This window comes from Paenibacillus sp. FSL E2-0177 (genome assembly GCF_037992975.1).
Taxonomy (GTDB): Bacteria; Bacillota; Bacilli; order Paenibacillales; family Paenibacillaceae; genus Paenibacillus_AQ; species Paenibacillus_AQ odorifer.
The window spans coordinates 5842912-5862375 of the sequence record NZ_CP150307.1; the positions used below are offsets into that span (position 1 = coordinate 5842912).

Genomic DNA, 19464 nt, shown 5'->3' on the forward strand with positions numbered 1-19464 from the left:
CGGTCCGTTGGCACCACAAATATGGGAAAATGCGGCGTTTAGGGTCCTCTGTGTCCGATACCTGGCTTGCGATACATGATTAGCGATATATCGTTTGCTTCCTATGTAAAAGAATAAAGAACTACCCCAGCGCCCATTAAATGACTTCTGAGAAACTCCCCTATTACTCATAAATCCAGCGACAGGCGTATCATATCTATGACTTGAATCCCATTTTCAAAGATTTCTTCACTGTAATGCCTAATAAAAAAATCTCTATCAATGCCGGTGATTCTGAATCCACATTTCTGATAAAGTGCCAATTGTCCAACACTCGAATTACCTGTGCCAATTTCAATGGTTTTTGCTCCAAGCAGCTTGGCATTCTGAATCGCATGGTTCAGCAGCTGCTTACCTATTCCTTGCCCGTGTTTATTTTCGTCGACGGCGATATTTACGATTTCTACAGTCTCCGGTCTTGTCTGCAACACAACGTAGACTCCGATGATGCTGTTATCCACCTCAGCCACACAACATAACCCTCTTTGTAAATATCCGTTAACTAAGCTCTCCGAAGGATCTGCTAATAGAAGTAATTCTAATGGAGGCTGTTCACCAGCTTTTAATTTTCTGATTTCCATTTCCATTTCCGAACTCCTTGTGATGATTTTTGTCATTGAGAATAAAAAAAACTCCAAGCCTGTGTTGTTAGAATCCAACACGGGGCTTGGAGCCGTGATTGCTGTGATTAGCAAGGCTCTTCGTTAGGTTTCCCTGCATCCGTAGCTGTCCGGAAGCTTGAACCGCAGCCGCAAGTTGCAGTAGCGTTAGGGTTGTTGATGGTGAAACCACCCGTCATGCCGGATTCTTCAAAGTCGATTTCGAGACCGTCCAGGTAACGAAGGTTCTCCTTCTCCACAACCACTTTCATGGCTTGAATGTCCATATATACGTCCTGATCGGTTTCATTATCATCAAAGCCCATAGCGTACGAGAATCCACTGCAACCGCCGGGCGTTACTCCAATACGGAGGAACATGTTCGGTACTTCTTGTTCAGCAAGCATCGCCTTTAATTGTTCTGCTGCCTTTTCACTAATATTAATCATGATCTCATCCTCCTACAAATTCGTCTCCCTTCATAAGCGGAAACTTATGTTTAAGGGACCTTCCGGCCAAAAGTTATTTCTTAAAAATATAAGAAAGTATAAGTGTTGCACCTATTCTTTATGTCTTATATTTCTCGCTTAAACGCTTATCAACTTTATAAGGATGCCAATGACGTTTATGCTTGATAAATTCAGTATAACCGACTATTCCGTTACCCTCAAGTCACAACTGCCTTCGGCATGACCCTTCACAGCAAAAAACACCATCAATATCAAGCTGTTGATACCCTTAGGAGAGTAGGTTTATAATAGGGAAGGCACTCTAAGTAAAAATTCGGAAATTTGTCACGGAGGCAAGCTCGCCTCTTTCTTTTTTAGAATGAACAGCTACCACTTGGGTACGTCTGGAATTTATCTTCGAGCAATCTGCTCGTAAACTTTCAGGAGGAAATCATAATATGTCTACTCTTTTTACCCCCCACACGGATGCCCGAATGGCGAACATTATTGATAAGGTTCGCAGCGGCGAAAGATTGAATTTGGAAGATGGCGTTTATTTATATCAAAGCAACGATTTACTTACCATTGGCCAGCTAGCGAATGAAGTCAATATCGCCAAGAATCACAATCGGGTATATTTTATCGAAAACATGAGTCTATATTTCACCAATGTTTGCGAATCGCACTGTGCATTCTGCAATTTCCGCAAAGATGATGGAGAAGAGGGAGCCTATACCCTTTCCGGTCAGGAAATGGTGCAATATGTCGAACAGCATATCCACCCAGGCGTACGCGAATTCCATATTGTTGGTGGCCATAACGACAAGGTTCCCTTCCAATATTATGTGGATTCTTTAAAAGCTTTGAACGAACGTTTCCCTGAGGTTACCTTAAAAGCCTACACTGCCGCTGAAATTGATTTTTTCACCCGTATTAGCGGTTTGAGTATTCGTGAGGTACTGGAACAATTGCGTGCTGCTGGACTGAAAACACTCACCGGTGGTGGTGCAGAAATATTATCCGACCAATATCGTAAAAAAATGCGTGTAGACAAAGCTAATGTGGAAGAATATCTGGAAGTCCATCGGACAGCACATCAGCTTGGGATGAAGACCCATACCACTATGCTGTACGGCTCCATTGAATCTCATGAAGACCGTATCCGCCATATGATGCAAATCCGTGATTTGCAGGACGAAACCAATGGCTTTATGGTATTCATTCCATTGTCCATGCAGCCTAAGAATAAAAACGCTGGCATCATGCGCCGCAACTCTGCTTATGAGGATCTGAAGACCATTGCGATCAGCAGATTGATGTTGGACAATTTCGATCACATCAAAGCGTACTTCATTAACATTGGCCCCCAGCTTACTCAAGTTGCGCTGAACTTCGGTGCATCAGATGTGCATGGCACAATTCTAAAAGAACGTATCAGCCACGCGGCTGGCGCCTTAACACCGGAAGGTCTGACTCGCGACGAATTGATCTGGCTAGTGAAAGGTGCTGGACGAATTCCTGTCGAACGTGACACTTTCTATAATGAAGTTAAGGTATACGAATAAGAAGACTACCTGAGATTTGTTATCCCATATTGGAAAGGAAGTTCGGTCAGCATGAGAACAATACTCGTTCTTGGCGGTGGCTACGGCGGCCTAGCCTTAATTCAAGAATTACTCAATAATCATCTTCCTCATGATGTTGAAATTATCTTAATTGACCGAATGCCTTATCAAGGAATCAAAACGGAATATTATGCGCTCGCCGCAGGTACCGTAACTGATTATCACCTGCGCATTCATTTTCCGGTTCACCCCCGGCTTACTGTCCGGTACGGTGAAGTGAGTTCCATTGATTTGGAGAGCAAAATAGTCAGTATGGAGTCCGGTGAGATTGTATCTTATGATCTCCTAGCCATTGCTCTTGGCTGTACCGACAATTACCACAACATCCCTGGTGCTGATCAATATACCTGCAGCATCCAGACCTTTGCTGGTACTCGGGAAACCTACCGCCGTTTAAATGATGTGAAGCCTTACGGAACGATAAACATTGTAGGTGGAGGATTGAGCGGTGTTGAATTAGCCGCAGAGCTTCGGGAAAGCCGTCCAGACCTTAACATCGCTATTCTGGATCGCGGTGAACGTGTTTTGTCTGCCTTTCCGGCAAAGCTGTCACAGTACGTAGAGGAATGGTTTCATCACCATCAGGTGCAAACGCTAGGACGAATCTCTGTATCTCATGTAGAGAAGGATTCGATTTTTAACGGTACCGAGGAAATCCTTTCAGATGTGACAGTATGGACCGCAGGGATTCAACCTGTAAAAGTAGTTCAAGATTTGAATGTGTCGAAGGACCGCGGTGGACGGATTATGCTGGATGAGTATTATCGTATACCGGATTATCCGGAGGTATATGTGATTGGTGACTGTGCCAGTCTGCCATTCGCACCAAGCGCACAAGCCGCTGGAGCACAGGGTGAGCAGGTAGCTCAGGTTATCCAAGCGACCTGGCGCGGTGAGACTCCTAAGCTTCATCCTATTCGCCTGAAGGGTACTTTAGGGTCACTAGGAAAAAAAGCAGGATTCGGACTTATGGGACAACGCTCCGTCAAAGGACGGGTTCCCCGCATCCTCAAGAGCGGAGTGCTCTGGATGTCGAAACGCACTTTAGGATAAGCCTATGATTGGTTCATAAGTATTAAAGGAAGCTACTCTCAGATAAACACGAGAGTAGCTTCCTTACGTTATTGGTGCGTATACCCTTCGGACTCAGATGACCTTATTTGCAAATTTTCAGCCTTTGAAGGAGAGTTTCGGACTCCAGTGAAGTTATTGCTTATAATGAGGTTCATTTATGCTGTTTTTCAGGTGAATAGTGACTATGGGGTCCGATAGCAATCCAAATGTAGGAAAACACTCAATATAAGGTCGCCTGAGTCCGGTGGCACCTTCACGGTAGCCCCTGCACTCTCCAATATGTTGCCTAATCGATCAAATTGGTGGATTTTGTTCAAGTAAGGTTCCAAAAAGAGGGAGCACTCCATAATTTAGATTATGGAGTGCTCCCTCTTTTTTTCTCGAGAAATTTAGTCAAGATCTATATTAAACCAAGCCTCAAGCTCTTTGATCTTGGCCTCAATTTTCTCTTCTAGCTCTGCAACAGTTTCTGCTGCAATAATGTCACCTTCAACCATGGCGAAAGGCATTAAATAACACTCTCCACAATTGTTCAGACATCCGTATTCAATGACATCATAATCTGGATTTTCCTCCAGCTTATGCATTAGCTTGTCTGTTCCGTGACCCATGTTGCTGGAACAAAATTCAATAATTGGTCTCATGATGATCTCCCTATTCCGCCTAACCATTTTATTTTTTAACTTTTTGTACTATAATGAACTTACGAAAGGAGTGATTGAGAAATGAGTGAGAATGCACAAAGCACCGAAATGTATGATGAAGTACTAGAAGTGCTGGATAAGCTTCGTCCGTTCCTGCAGCGCGATGGCGGTGACGTAGAACTGGTCGATGTGGAAGACGGCATCGTTAAGTTGAAACTTATGGGTGCCTGCGGCAGCTGCCCAAGCTCCACGATCACCTTGAAAGCCGGGATTGAACGCGCCCTCCTTGAAGAAGTAGAAGGCGTTGAAGAAGTAGTTCAAGTATTCTAAATCCCGTTCAATAACCCTCCCGATTCTCCTGTAAAGGAGATCGGGATTTTCTTATTATAGAGGATTTAACATTCTCTCACAACCTTAGAACATAAAACCCGCAAGCCAACTTGGCTGCGGGTTCTTGTTATGACTATAGACGAATTTAGCTTCATTCCTTAAAACGCTGGAATGATCGCACCTTCGTACTTTTCTTCAATGAAAGCTTTAGCTTCTGGAGAATTCAGGGCAGCAACCAGCTTTTTGATGGCTTCGGAATCTTTATTGTCTTGACGGGTTACCAAAATGTTAGCATAAGGGGAATCTACACCCTCGATGAACAATGCATCTTTAGTTGGCACAAGACCAGCGTCTAGTGCAAAGTTCGTGTTGATCAAAGCAAGGTCTACCTCATCCAGTTGACGTGGGAGCATAGCTGCTTCCAACTCAATGATGTCGAGATTTTTCTTGTTTTCAGTGATATCTGCTTTTGTTGCAGCAATGTTTGTATCATCTTTCAAGGTAATCAGACCATTTTTTGCAAGTAGGATTAGTGCACGGCCACCGTTAGTAGCATCGTTCGGAATGGCAACTTTTGCACCATCAGCCAACTCATCGATCGATTTGATTTTTTTGGAATAAGCTCCAAAAGGTTCAACGTGAACGGATGCAACAGAGACTAGGTCGGTTTTATTATTTTTGTTTTGGTCATCCAGATACGGTTGGTGTTGGAAAAAGTTAGCGTCTAACTCCTTCTCATCAAGCTGCACGTTAGGTTGAATATAGTCAGTGAATTCTTTGATTTCAAGTGTAATTCCATCTTTTTCGAGCAATGGAGCAATAGCCTTCAAAATTTCAGCATGAGGAACAGGTGAGGCACCAATAACCAATTTCACAGGATCTTTAGTAGGTTCACTTGTTGCTTCTGCGTTTGGTGCTGTTGTAGCAGCCGAGCTCCCAGCATTATTAGATGCATTGTTGTTACCGCAAGCCGCAAGCACCGCAACCAGTGTCAGGCTAAAAAATGTAAGTAGTACTTTTTTCATTGTAAATCCCCCTCTAATCTATATTTTGTATTGAATAAGGATATATATGGATGTACCTTATTTCCGTGTGTAATGTTTTACGAGTCGGTCACCGGCCATTTGTAGCAATTGCACCAGTACGACAATAAATATTATAGAAACAATCATAATCTCCGTCTCATAGCGGTGGTAGCCGTAACGAATCGCCAAGTCACCTAATCCGCCGCCCCCAACCATACCAGCCATTGCTGTATAGGAGACCAGTGTAACCAGTGTGATCGTAACTCCAGCGAGCAGACCTGGACGAGCTTCTGGCAAAAGAACACGCATAACGATTTGGTTCGTCGATGCTCCCATACCTTGTGCGGCTTCGATGACTCCGCGGTCTACCTCTCTTAACGACGTCTCTACCAAGCGGGCAAAAAACGGAGCTGCACCAATCACCAGAGGTGGAATCGTACCGAGTACACCAATGGAGGTTCCAACAACGGCTTTGCTGAAAGGAATTAGAGCCACCATCAAAATGATAAAGGGTACGGAACGTAGAATATTTACAAGTAATGATAAGACCGAGTAAGTTACTCTGATTACTATACTATTCGATTTCCCCCATAAATACAATAGAATTCCGAGTGGTAAACCAAGAATAATTGTGAACAATCCGGAAAAAAATATCATTTTTATAGTAGCAACCGTAGCATCCATCATTTCTTGCCAATTTAGATCTGCAAAATTCATTACGAAATCACCTCCACATCAAGGCCTTGAGCAATTAGCCTGGAGATCGTTACAGCAATCGCCTCAGCTGGCCCTTCGAACCGCACAATCATCTGTCCATAAGGCACATCTTTAATCGTTGAAATGGTACCATGTAAGATTGCAAAGCTTACACCCGTATCACGCACGACATCGGATAGTGCCGAGCCGTAAGTTTTTTCTCCGAAAAAAGTAATTTTGACAGCTTGAGAGTTATCCCCGGCAGCAGCATCAAGCGCCACTCGAAGAGGTCCTTCATTCTGTGTCTCACTGCGGATGAAATCGCGTGTAACCTCATGCTGCGGCTTGAGAAATACCTCTGTAACTTTGCCTTGCTCAACAATCCCACCACCATGAATGACCGCGACACGGTCGCAGATGCTCTGGATTACATGCATTTCATGTGTGATCAGCACAATGGTCAAATGGAATCTTTTATTAATATCGAGCAGCAGCTTAAGAATGGAGTCCGTTGTCTGGGGATCAAGCGCAGAAGTGGCCTCGTCACACAGCAGTACATCAGGGTCACTGGCTAGTGCCCGGGCGATGCCGACCCGCTGCTTTTGTCCTCCAGATAACTGAGAAGGATACTTATCTTTATGTTCTTCAAGCCCAACTAGAGCGAGCAGGTCTTTGACTTTTGTATCAATAGCTGTTCTAGATGTACCTGCAAGGCGTAGTGGAAAGGCAATATTATCGTATACGGTCGCCGAAGACAGCAAATTGAAATGTTGAAAAATCATCCCAATCTTGCGCCGCTGTTCCTGCAGCTGACCTTGGTTAAGACTGGTTAGCTCAACACCGTCTACCCAGACCTCTCCTTCTGTCGGACGTTCCAACAGATTAATGCAACGGATCAATGTACTTTTCCCGGCTCCAGAGTGGCCGATGACTCCGAATATTTCACCTTTCTCGATGGACAAATTCAATCCAGAAAGTGCTGTTGCCGCATTACTCCCTTTTCCATAAACCTTTGTTATCCCTTTTAGATTAATCAACTCTCGTCGCCCCCCCTTTATACTTCACTTATTCTATACAAAAAAACCTCCAACGATCGATGCAGATCGCAAGAGGCTCTGTGGGTTTATTAAGACAATGCCTTCTCATCTGCCAACGACCGCAACCTGCGCCATTGTAGGAATTAGCACCATGACATTTGTACAACGCTTCCCGCGCTGGTTACAAATCGGTTGCCGGGCTTCATCGGGCCTATCCCTCCGCCGCTCTCGATAAGATAAAGTTATGAAATTATATTTTTTCTGAAATCGTACATACTTTAATGCAAGCATAAGTATAGTGAGTTTATCGATTTTTGTCAAAAGGAAATATATTGAACGATTACGATTTTATGCTCTTTGTCTTGCTTATTTCCTTACGCAGCTGTTCATTGCTGTAGCTGAATGCCGCGATTAATGTCTTACAGTTCATTTCGAGCGATTGTTTTAAATCCTCAAGATGGCTATCCAGATCCTCGAGCTGAATTTTGTCATGCAGACCTTGGTGCCGCTGCCACAAATCATCCTGCATTTCGGAATTCATATAATGAATTTCAGCATTTCTGCGCTTGCGTAAATTCTCCAATGGATCGCGGTAGGAGTTCTTAATCTCTTCCAGTTGATCCGCTAATGCAGGATGCACATTCAATAATTGAAGCTGACGCAGCACTGTAAAGTAAGAAAAGTGCGTTTTTAATTTGGATGTTTTGAGATCATAAAAATGATTCAGTACCGTCCCAAGCTTGTCCAGAAGAGAGAAAACCCGGATAAAGCCATCTTTATAAAAATAAACATAACGTGCATAATCGCCCTGTTCCACCGGTGTCATATCATCCATATAACCCGCAATCACTAATTTCCGGTAAAAAGCGGCCGCGAACCAACTTTGCTCCAGTTCATCCAGAGAGGAAATCAGCCCACGTGTCCAAATCTCCAGCTTGCGGTATTCATGGTCATTATCCTCATGGGCACTCATTTCCTTGCGCAGCAATGCTGCAAAAGTGGCCATATTCTCCATCGCATCAGCCAACACACCGCTGTTCTTTCGAGGCGGCTCTCCAAGTAATACCCGCAGCATATCCCAGTCCTCCTAAAGTTTTGTTCAGCGTCTGCTTCCATGGACTGCTTCGTACAAAACTCGCGACGTAAGCATCGGCCAATCAGCTCCACGATATACCGATTTCCACTTTATTATTCCGCGGGTGAAGCACCTCTATCCACGGAGGGAATGTTCTACCAAGGCGGTGGAATCATTGGGCTCGTTACATTTTTTCCAGACACGACACTACTCGCGCGATTTAGCTGCCAGACTCTTACACTCATATAACATAAGACACCAAACAAACTGGCAATCAGTAAAATATGAGCCAAAGCGGCAAATATGTACAGCCTTTCATTATCTAGAGTGTAAACCACAGCCGCCCCACTAAATACCTGCATCAAGCATAACAGCACTGCAGCTATACCTAGCGCTCTAAGCTCTGGATAATCCTTATGTTTCCAAAATGCTAAATGCCCAAGCAGCGCAGTAAGCATGAATAAGATTAAAGCCGCAATCCGATGCGTAAAAACAACACCTACACCTCCGGAAAGCTCCGGAACCCATTCTCCATTACAAAGCGGCCAACCCGAACACCCGCCTTGTGAATCCGTATGACTTACAAAGGCTCCAATATACACGACAATATAAGAATAGATGGCAGTAAAACAGGTTAAATTGCGAAAAGCCTTACTTACGGGCTTCTTTTGAGCCTCCAGCTTATGATCATATTCACGTGCTTCATGCCATCTCTTGGTTCCAAGAGCCAACATCATAGCGCTCGAAAAGGCGATCAAAGAAAAACCCATATGCAACGCCATTACAGCAGCGGATTGGGATTTAATTACTGCAAGCGCTCCCATACCACCTTGAACGATGACGAATACTAAGGTCATAAATGCATATCCCAGCAAATCGCGCCGCGTACGAGCATAACGCCAAAAAGCAAACATCGAGGCAAGTGAGAATAACCCTGCCAAACCGCTAAACAAGCGATGGGTGTATTCAATCATCGAGCCTATAGTATAAGCCGGAATTAATTTTCCATGACAGAGCGGCCATTCATTTCCGCATTCCAAGCCCGATCCAGTCTTCGTCACTACCGCTCCTCCGAGTACAGCGAGGAACATGATAAGGCAAGTAAGATAACTAAGCCATTTCAACTGATTTGTCGTCAAAAATATCACCCGCAGTTTTTAGTAATGAAGAAGCAGCCAGACTTATATTTCAAAAAACCACCGCTTTTGCACAAACAGGCGAAAGCGGTGGTTCCTTAGGAATTACTTTTGAAGGCTTTGATGCACTTGGACCGCTTTATCAAGGAAATTCTCAATCTCTTCACGGGATTTGCGCAATTTATTAACGAATCTAACCAATTCCCGTCCATCCGAATATGCGACGAAGCTTGGAATACCCATAATATTTTGTTCTTGGCTAACATCGCCCACGGCATCAACATCTACCTCAACCAGTGTAAGGCGGTCTGCATAAGACTGCTCTACCTCTGGGATAAAAGGATCGATAAATTTGCAATCCGAGCACCAGTCAGCCTTGAAGATGGCCACTGTTAATCGAGGTGATTGAATGGCTACCTGAAATTCAGCAGGAGAACTAATTTTGTCCATGATTTACTCAGTCCCTTCTTCAATATCTGTCTATTTTCTACTCTTTAAGTGAAGCAAAATGCAGTGTAGAAGTCAAACCTTATTCTCTCATACGAACACGTGCAGGCTGTAACTTCATCAGCGGATTCAATAATTTTTGCAGCGCCCGCGGATAACTGGAGATTTCCTGTTTAGTCAGCACACCCAGCACAATAAGCAGTACTAGATAAATAACAACAACGGCTGCTCCTACAACAAGACAAGTGATCAGAAACGCCAAACGTGCCGGCATCAGATCCGTTAACAGAATCCCAGCTTCATTCAAGCCATAACCAATCCCGCCGGACACAAGTACCGCAATCGCGAAACCGCCCCAACGTTTGCCCATAATTTCAAAAGGCACGATCGATTTCAGCATCCGTAAGTTAAGCAAAGTAATGACCACGAAACAAAGTGCTGTTGCACCGATAATTCCGTAGATGCCAAATACCTTACTAAGTAATAAGCTTGCCACTAATTTTACAATAATACCCGCTAACACATAATACATGGAAATTCGCGATTTGCCCATACCTAACAAAATAGAGTTTGTTGTCATCATCGTAATCTGAAAGATCGTACCTAAAGTAAGCATGGCTACGATACCACTGCCATCTAAACTACTGAATAAGAGGCCATTAACTGAATATGCAGCAACTACGAGTGATAGAACAATCGGTGCTCCTGTTAAAATAGAGATACGAAGCGCTAACGTCACTTGCCCTTTTAGATGTTTTTCATCCCGACGGGCATATGCAGCTGAAATAATTGGTATAAGTGATGTGCTCAGTGCTATAGAAAGAACCGGCGGAATCCCGGCGACACTCTGTGCCCGACTCCCGAAAATACCCAAAGCACGTGTGGCATCAGCTACACCAACTTGTCCACTCAGTAACGGTACAATTAAAGATGTATCAATAAAGTTCACTACTGGAACCGTAACTGAAGATAGAACGATAGGAATTGATAATTTAAATATATCCTTATAAATTCCAAATAGAGGAAGCTTTGCTTCATTCGTTTCGTATAATGCAGTTTGCCCCTCGCTACGCCGTAATTTCATAGCGTAATAGAGCATTACACCAAACGCACCAACACTACCAAATACACTACCGAATGATGCACCAGCAGCCATCCACGTGTTGTCGTACCCTTTTTGTAACAATACAAATGCCAGAAGAACAGCGGTAGATACCCTCGCGATCTGCTCCACAATTTGAGAGATGCCACCAGCCATCATATTATTCCGCCCTTGAAAGTAACCACGCATCATTGCAATAGAAGGGAAGAGTAGGAGTGCCGGAGCTATGGCCCGGATCGCCAAAGTACTTTCAGGAACTTTTGCATATTCTGCATAATAAGGAGCACCTATGTATAACAATGCGCTCATAATTACGCCAACTACAACACCAAAGATTAATGCCGCCCGATACACCTGCTGAGCTTCATTTGGTCTATTCAGTGCATAACGCTCAGATACCATTTTACTTAATGTACTTGGAATCCCTGCTGTAGCCAGCGGTAATAACATCAAATAAACTGTGTTTGCCTGCGTAAATGAAGCATTACCAACATCATTAAATAAATGCTCCAGCGGCACCCGCTGGACAAGCCCGAGTACCCTTGCCACCAAAGCTGCAGCAGCAAGGATAAGCGTGCCTTTAACAAAAGACTCTTTCTTGGACAAACTCTTTCCCCTTCTTCACTGTTAAATTAAAACCGGGCGACCCATATAAAAAAGAGGACGACCATAATTACCTGCAACACGATTTTGACCAAGGTGCTGCTAAATAAGCCGAGTATGGAGCCAACACTTACCTTAGCAGCTTTAGACGGGGAAGATCCCACAATCAATTCTCCAATAAAAGCCCCTAGAAATGGTCCAATGATAAGACCAAAAGCTGGAATAACAAAAGGTCCCAAGATCAGCCCGATCGTGCTCCCGATAATCGATGAACGTGAGCCGCCAAATTTTTTGACACCCCACGCTCCTACAACATAATCAGCAACAAAAAGAACTACAACGATCAGTGTTTGAATAATCCAGAACCAAACCCCAAAGGGCTCAAAAGAAAAGAACCAGCCGTATACAAAAAAGGCAAGATAGATCGCTAACGCACCCGGCAGTATAGGATACACAGCCCCTGCCAATCCTACAGCAAACAAAACAATGATAAGAATCCAACCCAGGATCGTCAATTCCTTAACCTCCTACTAGCATAATGCTCCATGGATTCACTTCGCAGTACTGCTTTTATTATTTGCTGCCTACAGAGGCTGCAGCTTCGGTAAAGATATACTTTTGGATGACCTCAGCAATCCCGTCTTGATTATTGGTCGCCACCACAACGTCAGCCTCTTGTTTAACCGTCTTTTGCGCATTGCCCATGGCAACCCCAAGCCCAGCCTGCTGGATCGCCGCCAGATCGTTAAGGCTGTCACCCACAGCTACAACTTGCGACATTTCTATTCCCAGCAGCTTGCAGACTTCCTTTATTCCTGCTGCCTTATTCACGCCTAGAGGATTAATCTCCAGATTGTGCGGAGAAGAGTTCGTAATCTCCAGTCCACCCATATCTTGAAGACGAAGCAACAGCTTATGACGAAGCTCATCATCTTCAGTGTGATAACCGAACTTAAGCCATTCTCTACCCGTTACATCCCCATCCCAGTTATCCTGTTTAAGAACTTCGTCCAGAGAATAAGCCCAGAACCAGATGTCATCTGCTTTTGCAAGATCATACATTTCTTGTACCAGCTTGGGATCCATTAGTGATCTCCGGTATATTTCATGTGGCGCTCTCCACACCTCACTGCCGTTCACAGTGATCATCGGTGTCTCTAAACCTAGCTGCTCTGCATAGGGTAAGGCACTTACAAATGCCCGGCCTGTCGACAGACAGACATGAACGCCTGCGTTGACCGCCTTTTGAATCCATTCCACCGTTGTGGGTGTAATTATCTGTTCATCATTCAGTAGGGTTCCATCCATATCCAATGCAAGCAGGCGGTATTTGGCAATCATTTGCCACCCCTCCATTCTTGTATGCTCTCATTTGAGAAGCTGTTTATTTTTTTAAATCTTAGCCATAGGGTCAGAGTTACTCGGTACCTGTAGTCTCTCCCTCCTTCGCATTATCATTAGTATTATTGCCAGACTGGAGACTTTTCTTTGGAACTCCATCAAGCCCATATTCCCAATCATAGGCATCAAATATTTTACGTGCGACTGGTGCCGCACTTTGTGAACCAAAACCACCTTCAGGGATTACAACCGCCACAGCCAACTTAGGATTATTACGTGGAGCATATGCAATAAATACCCCATTATCGCGAATTTCACCCTTAGCTACTTGCTGAGAGGTTCCCGTCTTACGGGCAAAGTCATAAGGGAAATCAGAAAAAGCACTAACTTCACTTCGCATCCCCTGCTTAATTTCATTCCAGTAGGACTTATCGAAGTTTGTTACTTCATCAAGCACCTCACGTTTAAATTCTTTGATTATATTTCCATCTGCATCAGTAATCTTGCTAACCAGTTGTGGTTTAATCCGCTGTCCTTCATTAGCAAGTGTAGTAACATACTGTGCAAGCTGCATTACTGTATAACTTCCTTGTTGTCCGAAAGAGGCATAGACCAGTGCGGACTGCGCACTACCAGCAGCTTCTATATTGGTATAGTTTCTTTGACCCAAGAATTCATTAGGCAGGTCAATTCCCGTAGATACACCAAGGCCGAACTCTTTCATATAGACATCCCAGATGTCTATCCCTTTGCTTTTATATTTGTCATACAATCTTTTACCGACCATATCGACCATAAATGCATTCGAGGATTTCTCAATGGCTCTAGCAGGATCCAAAGAACCATATACGTGGTTAGAAGAGTTTCTTACCTTCGTTTCATGCCCAGACTTACCAAAAGTCGCAAAACCTCTATCCTGATAATAAGAAGAAGTTGAAAACAACCCTTCATTCAGGCCCACGAGTACACTCAAAGGTTTAATCGTTGAACCTAGAAGCAATACAGATCTTAGTCCATTCCCTGAAGTTCCTGAAGAAATAGGAGTTATCGTGCCGTTCTGATAGTTATCCATAATACTGTTCCAGACATCTGCAGATAAAGAACCCGTTGTCCAAACATTCGTATCATAGTCAGGCATACTCGCCATAGCAACAATATTGCCAGTATCTACTTCCATCGCTACTGCATATCCCGTTAAAGCATTCGGATGCGTTCTGCCTTGTACGGTATTAGAGTGCAACCATTTGAGCTGATCTGTTATCGCCTGTTCTGTCTTCATCTGAACGTTCTTATTAATCGTTGTCCAGATGTCATTTCCTTTGACAGGCGGAACGACACGCTCAATTTTCTCCGCCATATTCTGTGGATTGACAGAAATTTCCTGATAGCCGTTTTGCCCGCGAAGCTCACGCTGATATTTCAGCTCCAGCCCATCGAATCCAACAAATTCATCATCCTTATACGTTAGCCCTGGCTCCGGATTGTTTTTCATAGCACTTAGAATGTTTTTATAAATATTAAGACTGTTCGCGGATTTGAAGGGTTTGATATAACCAATCGTCTGTACAGCAACCGTATCTTTATCGTAATGACGAATGCTCTCCTCGACAATCTCAAGCCCCGGATATTCTCCTTTATGTTCCATGAAATAAGCAACTTCTTCAGTAGTCAGATCAGCCTTAATTCGCCGTGCCATAAAGCCAAGTGATTTACGGAAATATAAATCCAACGCATCAATTACATCTTTCTCCGTCATCTTCTCTGCATTTGGATCCCCATATTTATTGAAATCAGCTACCAGCTTGGCTGCCAATGCATCAGACTTGGCCTTAGCCTCTGGGGTCAGCGTTGTTTTACCGGTGACTTTATCTGTTTCCTTAGCCGTATACTCTTTATTGAGTGTGATATACAGCGATTGAACAGGTGTGGAATAAGCTAGCTTCTCACCACCTGCAGCGTATATAACCCCTCTCATGGAAGCTAACGGTACATTTTTAGTATCTCTACTCGTCTCTACCTCAGTTAAAGTTGGACCTTCCACGAACTGCAGAACAGCTAGTCGGATGATGATTACGCAAAATATAACGAACGTGCTAAAGAAAAACACGTTGAGTCGCAGGCCAATGGAACTTTTGCTGCTGGTCTCGTCAGGAGGTGAGGCCTGCTTACGGAAAAAACTCACAGTTTTTCTCTCCTTTTTCTCTAATTTAAGCTTATTGTTCTTGAACGGGATCTGCCACAGGTGGAATATTCTTCTTCGGAACCCCATCCAGCCCATATTCCCAATCATAAGCATCAAAAATCTTACGGGCAACCGGAGCTGCACTATTGGAGCCAAAGCCGCCTTCCGGAATCACAACCGCTACAGCCAGCTTCGGATTCTCACGTGGAGCAAAGGCAATAAAGACCCCGTTATCACGGTTTATATTTTTTCTATCCGTTTTTTCAGAGGTTCCTGTCTTACGGGCAAAATCATAAGGAAAATCGTCAAAAGCACTAACTTTACTGCTCATTCCCTGTTTGATTTCTCTCCAGAACGATTTATCAAAGGTTACGCTATTAAGCACTTCTTTTTTAAATTCCTTAACCACCTTACCTTGCGCATCAGTAATCTTACTTAAAAGCTGCGGTTTAATTCGAACACCTTCATTTGCAAGTGTAGTAGCATACTGGGCAAGCTGTAATGTAGTATAACTGCCTTGCTGGCCAAAAGATGCGTAGACGAGCGCGGCCTGTGAGCTCCCTGCAGCCTTGAAATCTGTATAGTTAATCTGACCTGGTGATTCACCGGGAAGACCACTTTGTGTTGACACACCCAGTCCGAACTTTTTCATATATTCGTCCCAGACCTCTACACCTTTATCCCCCAGGTATTTCTTGTATAGTTGCTTTCCGACCATATCTACCATAAATACGTTAGAGGATTGCTTGATAGCATCAGCCGGATACAGTTTTCCATAGACGTGACCTGATGAATTTCTAACCGATGATTTATCATCCTTACCGAAATAGGTAATCCCCACATCGGGATAGGTGCTCGAGGTGTTAAAAAACCCTTCATTTAAACCAATTAATACACTTAACGGTTTAATGGTCGATCCCAAGAATACAAGTGAGCTAAAATCATGACCCGATCTCCCGGAAGAATTCGAGGTAATTGTACCATTCAGATGATTATTCATAATTTTATTCCAGACAGATGTAGGCAGCGAGTCCTTTGTCCATACATTCGAATCGTAATCAGGCATACTCGCCATAGCGACAATATTCCCAGTCTCTACTTCCATTGCTACTGCATAACCTGTTAAAGCATCAGGATGAGTTTCGCCTTGAACAGCATTGGTATGCAGCCATTTAATCTGATCCAATATAGCCTGTTCAGTCTTCATCTGAACATTCTTATTAATGGTCATCCAAATGTTATTGCCTTTTACAGGGGGAACGGTCTGTTCTACCTTCTCCGCCATATTTTGAGGAGTGACCGAAATGACCTGATAACCATTTTCTCCGCGCAGTTCGCGTTGATACTGCATTTCCAGACCATCAAATCCTACATATTCTTCCGTTTTATACATAAGTCCCGGTGAAGAATTGTCCTTCATTGCACTACGAATATTTTTGTACATCGCTATGTCTTCGGTTGATTTAAAAGGTTTACCAAAACCCACCGTTTGCACAGCTACCGTATCTTTATCGTAGTGGCGTACACTTTCTTCCACAATGGTAATGCCTGGATATTCATCCTTATGTTCCATGAAATAAGCTATTTCTTCTGAAGTTAGCCCTGCTTTTATACGACGCGGTACATAACCCAGATACTTTTTAAAGTCCAGATCAAGTAAATCCAGCACGTCCTGCTGCGTTAACTTAGGGGCATCTGCACTTCCATATTTCTCAAACTCCGCTACTAATCTTGCTGCAAGGTCATTAGACTTATTTTTCGCTTTTTCCGTTAGTGAGGTTTCACCCGTTACTTTATCGGTAGTTTTAGCTGTATATTCCTTATTTAGGGTAAGATAGAGCGACTCAACAGGTGTAGAATAGGCTATCTGCTCACCCCCGGCAGCAAAAATAATCCCTCGCATGGCTGCCAGCGGAACAAACTTCGTATCCCGTTTGATCTCTTCTTCTGTCAGCAAAGCTCCCTCAGTAAACTGCAAACCTGCAAGACGCACAATAATGATACAAAAAATAAAAAAAGTGCCAAAGAAAAACAGATTCAATCTCAGACCTACAGAATGTTTCGAAGATTTCCCGTCCGCAGGCGGGAGCTGCTTCCCAAAGCTCACCAGCTTTCTTCCCTTCTATATAAAAATAATGTCTGAATTGCCTTAGCCAGCGACATTGCTCTTATAATGAAGGTGATTTCTAAGAAGCTGATTGTGAGCATTGCACTCGCATTTGTGTTAGAGCGGTTGGTATGAGTTTATTGTACCACACGGAAGGAGTGCGGCGCCCTCACTCAGAGTGCGTTCTCCCTAATATGCGTATCGTCAAAATCCTTCGGATTAAACCAATCCCCACTGCTCGCCCAAGTGGGATCCAATGGAATCCAAGCTTGCCGGTCACTTATATAAACTTCATTCCAGGCATGTGCGCCATACCCGCCTCGACCATCATAGCCTTGACCCGTTACAACGCGCACCTGCAATCCTTGGGAGCGGGCCATTACAGCGTAAAGACGTGCATAATCAATACATACCCCTATGCGTGTGTCGAAGGTATCCTGCGGGGTCTGTTCATGCCAAATTCTATTTTTTTCATAATTTTCCGCTTTGGCGTAATCATAAGTTACTCGTGTTCCTACCCAATCATACAGTAGTCTGGCTTTCTTCTCGTCTCCTTGCGCTTGTCCAATAATATCTTCAGCCGCACCCACAATATCTTGTGGAATGTCATGATCAATAACTTCATATTTTCTGCGCAGGATATCATTCATCTCAGCTGCAACGGTCTTCGTCAGAATAGGCAGCTTTTTCTGCACGGTCTCCCCAACAAAGGGCTCAAATACAGCGGCAGCGCTTTGACTGTAGATCGGAGAAGATTCAACATAACGGCTAAATTGACTTTCTGGATTTAGGCCAACACAAATGAAGAGAGCAAGCACAATAATTAAACCACGAGTCAAGCCTATAATTAATCCTATGATAGCTCCGCCCATACGGCTTACTTGCGTAATCTTTCTGTCCTTAAATGTCTTGGTGCGCCGTAGCTGATGGAATGGGAGCAGCATAGACAACAATCCCAGAAGCATGCGAATTAAGATATAAGAGAGCAATAACAACAATAGAAACCGCACCAGCGGCGATTCCGCCAGCACAGACACAGCCGTATAATAAATTTGCTGCCACTGGGTCAGCTGTTTATCAGGCAGACTTATTCCTGCTGCCCAAGTCTGTACATGAGGATTGAGATAAGCCGCAGCAGGAATGGCCAGCACCAAAGAAGCTATTGTATACAGTCCTGTTCCCAGCAGACCGAATAATCTTCCGGTAGCACTTGAGAACCCTCTGCTCCAGCCTTGCAATAGTGAAAAGACTACTACCAGCAGGAGGGCGATGGAGATGATATTTGCATCACTAAGACTAGTCAACCAACCGTTTATCATATCCAATCTCCCCTTTCAATCGCCCGCTTGCTTGTTTTTGATAATAATTTAAACTGAAGCCGTTTATTGATGTTTCCGAGCTTCCTCGATAAATGTTTGTGTGGTATCAGTAATACTCCACTTTCCAAGACTAACTCCGCGGAAAGTAACCTCTACCTTATCTTCGCCAGTAGTACCTTTCACTTCAATATTCGGAGTTGTAATCGTAAATGTTCCGTCACCATTTGAAGTGTACTTCGCATCCTGCGCCTCTTTAAGCATAACCTCTTGTGCTTCCTTCTTCACCGTACTTACCGTTCCATCTGCCACCTTATTCACAGCGTTACCAATTTGGTCCATTGTCACACCACTATAGATGAATAGACCTACAACGATAATAATGACAATCGCCCATTTCAACATCGTTTTGACCAAATTAACAACCGCGAACAACAGAATGAGCGCAATAACAATAACTAACCAATTCTCTCTAATAAACTGTGACCACACCTCTGGATCCATCAACCTCACAACACCCCTATCACCTAGTTTCGTCCTAAGGATTATCTCCTCTATAGACATGACGCCAATATTAATTATTATACATGAATGCCCATCATAATTCATGGTTCCACAGCCAGAGAAAGGTATACCT

The 19464-nt window shown here is 43.8% G+C and carries 19 protein-coding genes and 1 riboswitch; of the genes, 3 read left to right on the forward strand and 16 right to left on the reverse strand.

The window, feature by feature from the left end; translation table 11 throughout:
* Positions 1-167 precede the first annotated feature (167 nt).
* Positions 168-620 carry a GNAT family N-acetyltransferase gene (locus tag MHI25_RS26010; protein ID WP_076128052.1) on the reverse strand — a complete coding sequence of 151 codons (453 nt, stop codon included), beginning with the start codon at positions 618-620 and terminating at the stop codon, positions 168-170.
* Between the two features lie 107 nt (positions 621-727).
* A complete protein-coding gene (locus MHI25_RS26015; RefSeq protein ID WP_076184761.1) occupies positions 728-1087 on the reverse strand; it encodes an iron-sulfur cluster assembly accessory protein in 360 nt (119 codons plus the stop codon).
* A 458-nt stretch (positions 1088-1545) separates the two neighbouring features.
* Between MHI25_RS26015 and mqnE the strand changes: the two genes are divergently transcribed.
* Together mqnE and MHI25_RS26025 are read left to right on the forward strand one after the other, a co-directional pair.
* Entirely contained in the window at positions 1546-2652 is a 1107-nt protein-coding gene (gene mqnE, locus MHI25_RS26020) for an aminofutalosine synthase MqnE (RefSeq protein WP_036685236.1), read from the forward strand.
* 51 nt (positions 2653-2703) lie between these two features.
* On the forward strand, positions 2704-3765 hold the full coding sequence (locus tag MHI25_RS26025) for an NAD(P)/FAD-dependent oxidoreductase (protein WP_076099373.1): 1062 nt from the start codon (positions 2704-2706) through the stop codon (positions 3763-3765).
* Positions 3766-4175: 410 nt separating this feature from the next.
* Here MHI25_RS26025 and MHI25_RS26030 read toward each other — a convergent pair whose 3' ends face one another.
* Entirely contained in the window at positions 4176-4430 is a 255-nt protein-coding gene (locus tag MHI25_RS26030) for a YuzB family protein (RefSeq protein WP_076099374.1), read from the reverse strand.
* Between the two features lie 81 nt (positions 4431-4511).
* Here MHI25_RS26030 and MHI25_RS26035 point away from each other — a divergent pair, with 81 nt between their 5' ends.
* Entirely contained in the window at positions 4512-4760 is a 249-nt protein-coding gene (locus MHI25_RS26035; RefSeq protein WP_036685249.1) for a NifU family protein, read from the forward strand.
* A 158-nt stretch (positions 4761-4918) separates the two neighbouring features.
* Here the strand turns inward: MHI25_RS26035 and MHI25_RS26040 are convergent, their stop codons facing one another.
* The 13 genes from MHI25_RS26040 to MHI25_RS26100 all read right to left on the reverse strand — a co-directional run bounded on the left by MHI25_RS26040 (position 4919) and on the right by MHI25_RS26100 (position 19331).
* Positions 4919-5785: a MetQ/NlpA family ABC transporter substrate-binding protein gene (locus MHI25_RS26040; RefSeq protein ID WP_036685252.1), complete on the reverse strand. Its 867-nt coding sequence runs from the start codon at positions 5783-5785 to the stop codon at positions 4919-4921.
* A 57-nt stretch (positions 5786-5842) separates the two neighbouring features.
* Complete coding sequence (locus tag MHI25_RS26045; RefSeq protein ID WP_076099375.1) at positions 5843-6502, reverse strand: methionine ABC transporter permease; 660 nt, start codon at positions 6500-6502, stop codon at positions 5843-5845.
* A complete protein-coding gene (locus MHI25_RS26050) occupies positions 6502-7518 on the reverse strand; it encodes a methionine ABC transporter ATP-binding protein (protein ID WP_111505487.1) in 1017 nt (338 codons plus the stop codon). The genes MHI25_RS26045 and MHI25_RS26050 overlap by 1 nt, the downstream gene beginning before the upstream one ends.
* Positions 7519-7620: 102 nt before the next feature.
* Positions 7621-7756, reverse strand: a riboswitch (SAM riboswitch).
* 102 nt (positions 7757-7858) lie between these two features.
* Positions 7859-8593 carry a Cthe_2314 family HEPN domain-containing protein gene (locus MHI25_RS26055; protein WP_076184762.1) on the reverse strand — a complete coding sequence of 245 codons (735 nt, stop codon included), beginning with the start codon at positions 8591-8593 and terminating at the stop codon, positions 7859-7861.
* Between the two features lie 155 nt (positions 8594-8748).
* Entirely contained in the window at positions 8749-9732 is a 984-nt protein-coding gene (locus tag MHI25_RS26060; protein WP_076184763.1) for a heme A synthase, read from the reverse strand.
* Positions 9733-9834: 102 nt separating this feature from the next.
* Positions 9835-10179, reverse strand: coding sequence for a thioredoxin family protein (locus MHI25_RS26065; RefSeq protein WP_076127982.1), 345 nt, complete (start codon positions 10177-10179; stop codon positions 9835-9837).
* 79 nt (positions 10180-10258) lie between these two features.
* Positions 10259-11884, reverse strand: a complete 1626-nt coding sequence (locus MHI25_RS26070) for a polysaccharide biosynthesis protein (protein WP_076277561.1) — start codon at positions 11882-11884, stop codon at positions 10259-10261.
* A 26-nt stretch (positions 11885-11910) separates the two neighbouring features.
* The gene (locus tag MHI25_RS26075; protein ID WP_038573189.1) at positions 11911-12396 is read right to left on the reverse strand and encodes a DUF456 family protein; all 486 of its coding nucleotides are present in this window, start codon (positions 12394-12396) and stop codon (positions 11911-11913) included.
* Between the two features lie 58 nt (positions 12397-12454).
* Positions 12455-13222, reverse strand: a complete 768-nt coding sequence (locus tag MHI25_RS26080; RefSeq protein WP_036685270.1) for a Cof-type HAD-IIB family hydrolase — start codon at positions 13220-13222, stop codon at positions 12455-12457.
* Positions 13223-13298: 76 nt separating this feature from the next.
* The gene (locus tag MHI25_RS26085) at positions 13299-15404 is read right to left on the reverse strand and encodes a penicillin-binding transpeptidase domain-containing protein (protein WP_076308837.1); all 2106 of its coding nucleotides are present in this window, start codon (positions 15402-15404) and stop codon (positions 13299-13301) included.
* A 31-nt stretch (positions 15405-15435) separates the two neighbouring features.
* Entirely contained in the window at positions 15436-17511 is a 2076-nt protein-coding gene (locus MHI25_RS26090; RefSeq protein ID WP_340394589.1) for a penicillin-binding transpeptidase domain-containing protein, read from the reverse strand.
* 173 nt (positions 17512-17684) lie between these two features.
* Positions 17685-18830, reverse strand: a complete 1146-nt coding sequence (locus MHI25_RS26095) for a transglutaminase-like domain-containing protein (RefSeq protein WP_076281937.1) — start codon at positions 18828-18830, stop codon at positions 17685-17687.
* A 63-nt stretch (positions 18831-18893) separates the two neighbouring features.
* On the reverse strand, positions 18894-19331 hold the full coding sequence (locus MHI25_RS26100) for a hypothetical protein (protein WP_076127990.1): 438 nt from the start codon (positions 19329-19331) through the stop codon (positions 18894-18896).
* Positions 19332-19464 lie beyond the last annotated feature (133 nt).

Excerpts from the sequence above, each read along its gene's own strand:
- MHI25_RS26015 (WP_076184761.1), bottom strand. The coding sequence starts at position 1,087 with ATGATTAATATTAGTGAAAAGGCAGCAGAACAATTAAAGGCGATGCTT.
- MHI25_RS26025 (WP_076099373.1), top strand. The coding sequence starts at position 2,704 with ATGAGAACAATACTCGTTCTTGGCGGTGGCTACGGCGGCCTAGCCTTA.
- MHI25_RS26030 (WP_076099374.1), bottom strand. The coding sequence starts at position 4,430 with ATGAGACCAATTATTGAATTTTGTTCCAGCAACATGGGTCACGGAACA.
- mqnE (WP_036685236.1), top strand. The coding sequence starts at position 1,546 with ATGTCTACTCTTTTTACCCCCCACACGGATGCCCGAATGGCGAACATT.
- MHI25_RS26055 (WP_076184762.1), bottom strand. The coding sequence starts at position 8,593 with ATGCTGCGGGTATTACTTGGAGAGCCGCCTCGAAAGAACAGCGGTGTG.
- MHI25_RS26035 (WP_036685249.1), top strand. The coding sequence starts at position 4,512 with ATGAGTGAGAATGCACAAAGCACCGAAATGTATGATGAAGTACTAGAA.
- MHI25_RS26045 (WP_076099375.1), bottom strand. The coding sequence starts at position 6,502 with ATGAATTTTGCAGATCTAAATTGGCAAGAAATGATGGATGCTACGGTT.
- MHI25_RS26095 (WP_076281937.1), bottom strand. The coding sequence starts at position 18,830 with ATGATAAACGGTTGGTTGACTAGTCTTAGTGATGCAAATATCATCTCC.
- MHI25_RS26100 (WP_076127990.1), bottom strand. The coding sequence starts at position 19,331 with ATGGATCCAGAGGTGTGGTCACAGTTTATTAGAGAGAATTGGTTAGTT.
- MHI25_RS26010 (WP_076128052.1), bottom strand. The coding sequence starts at position 620 with ATGGAAATCAGAAAATTAAAAGCTGGTGAACAGCCTCCATTAGAATTA.
- MHI25_RS26065 (WP_076127982.1), bottom strand. The coding sequence starts at position 10,179 with ATGGACAAAATTAGTTCTCCTGCTGAATTTCAGGTAGCCATTCAATCA.
- MHI25_RS26080 (WP_036685270.1), bottom strand. The coding sequence starts at position 13,222 with ATGATTGCCAAATACCGCCTGCTTGCATTGGATATGGATGGAACCCTA.
- MHI25_RS26040 (WP_036685252.1), bottom strand. The coding sequence starts at position 5,785 with ATGAAAAAAGTACTACTTACATTTTTTAGCCTGACACTGGTTGCGGTG.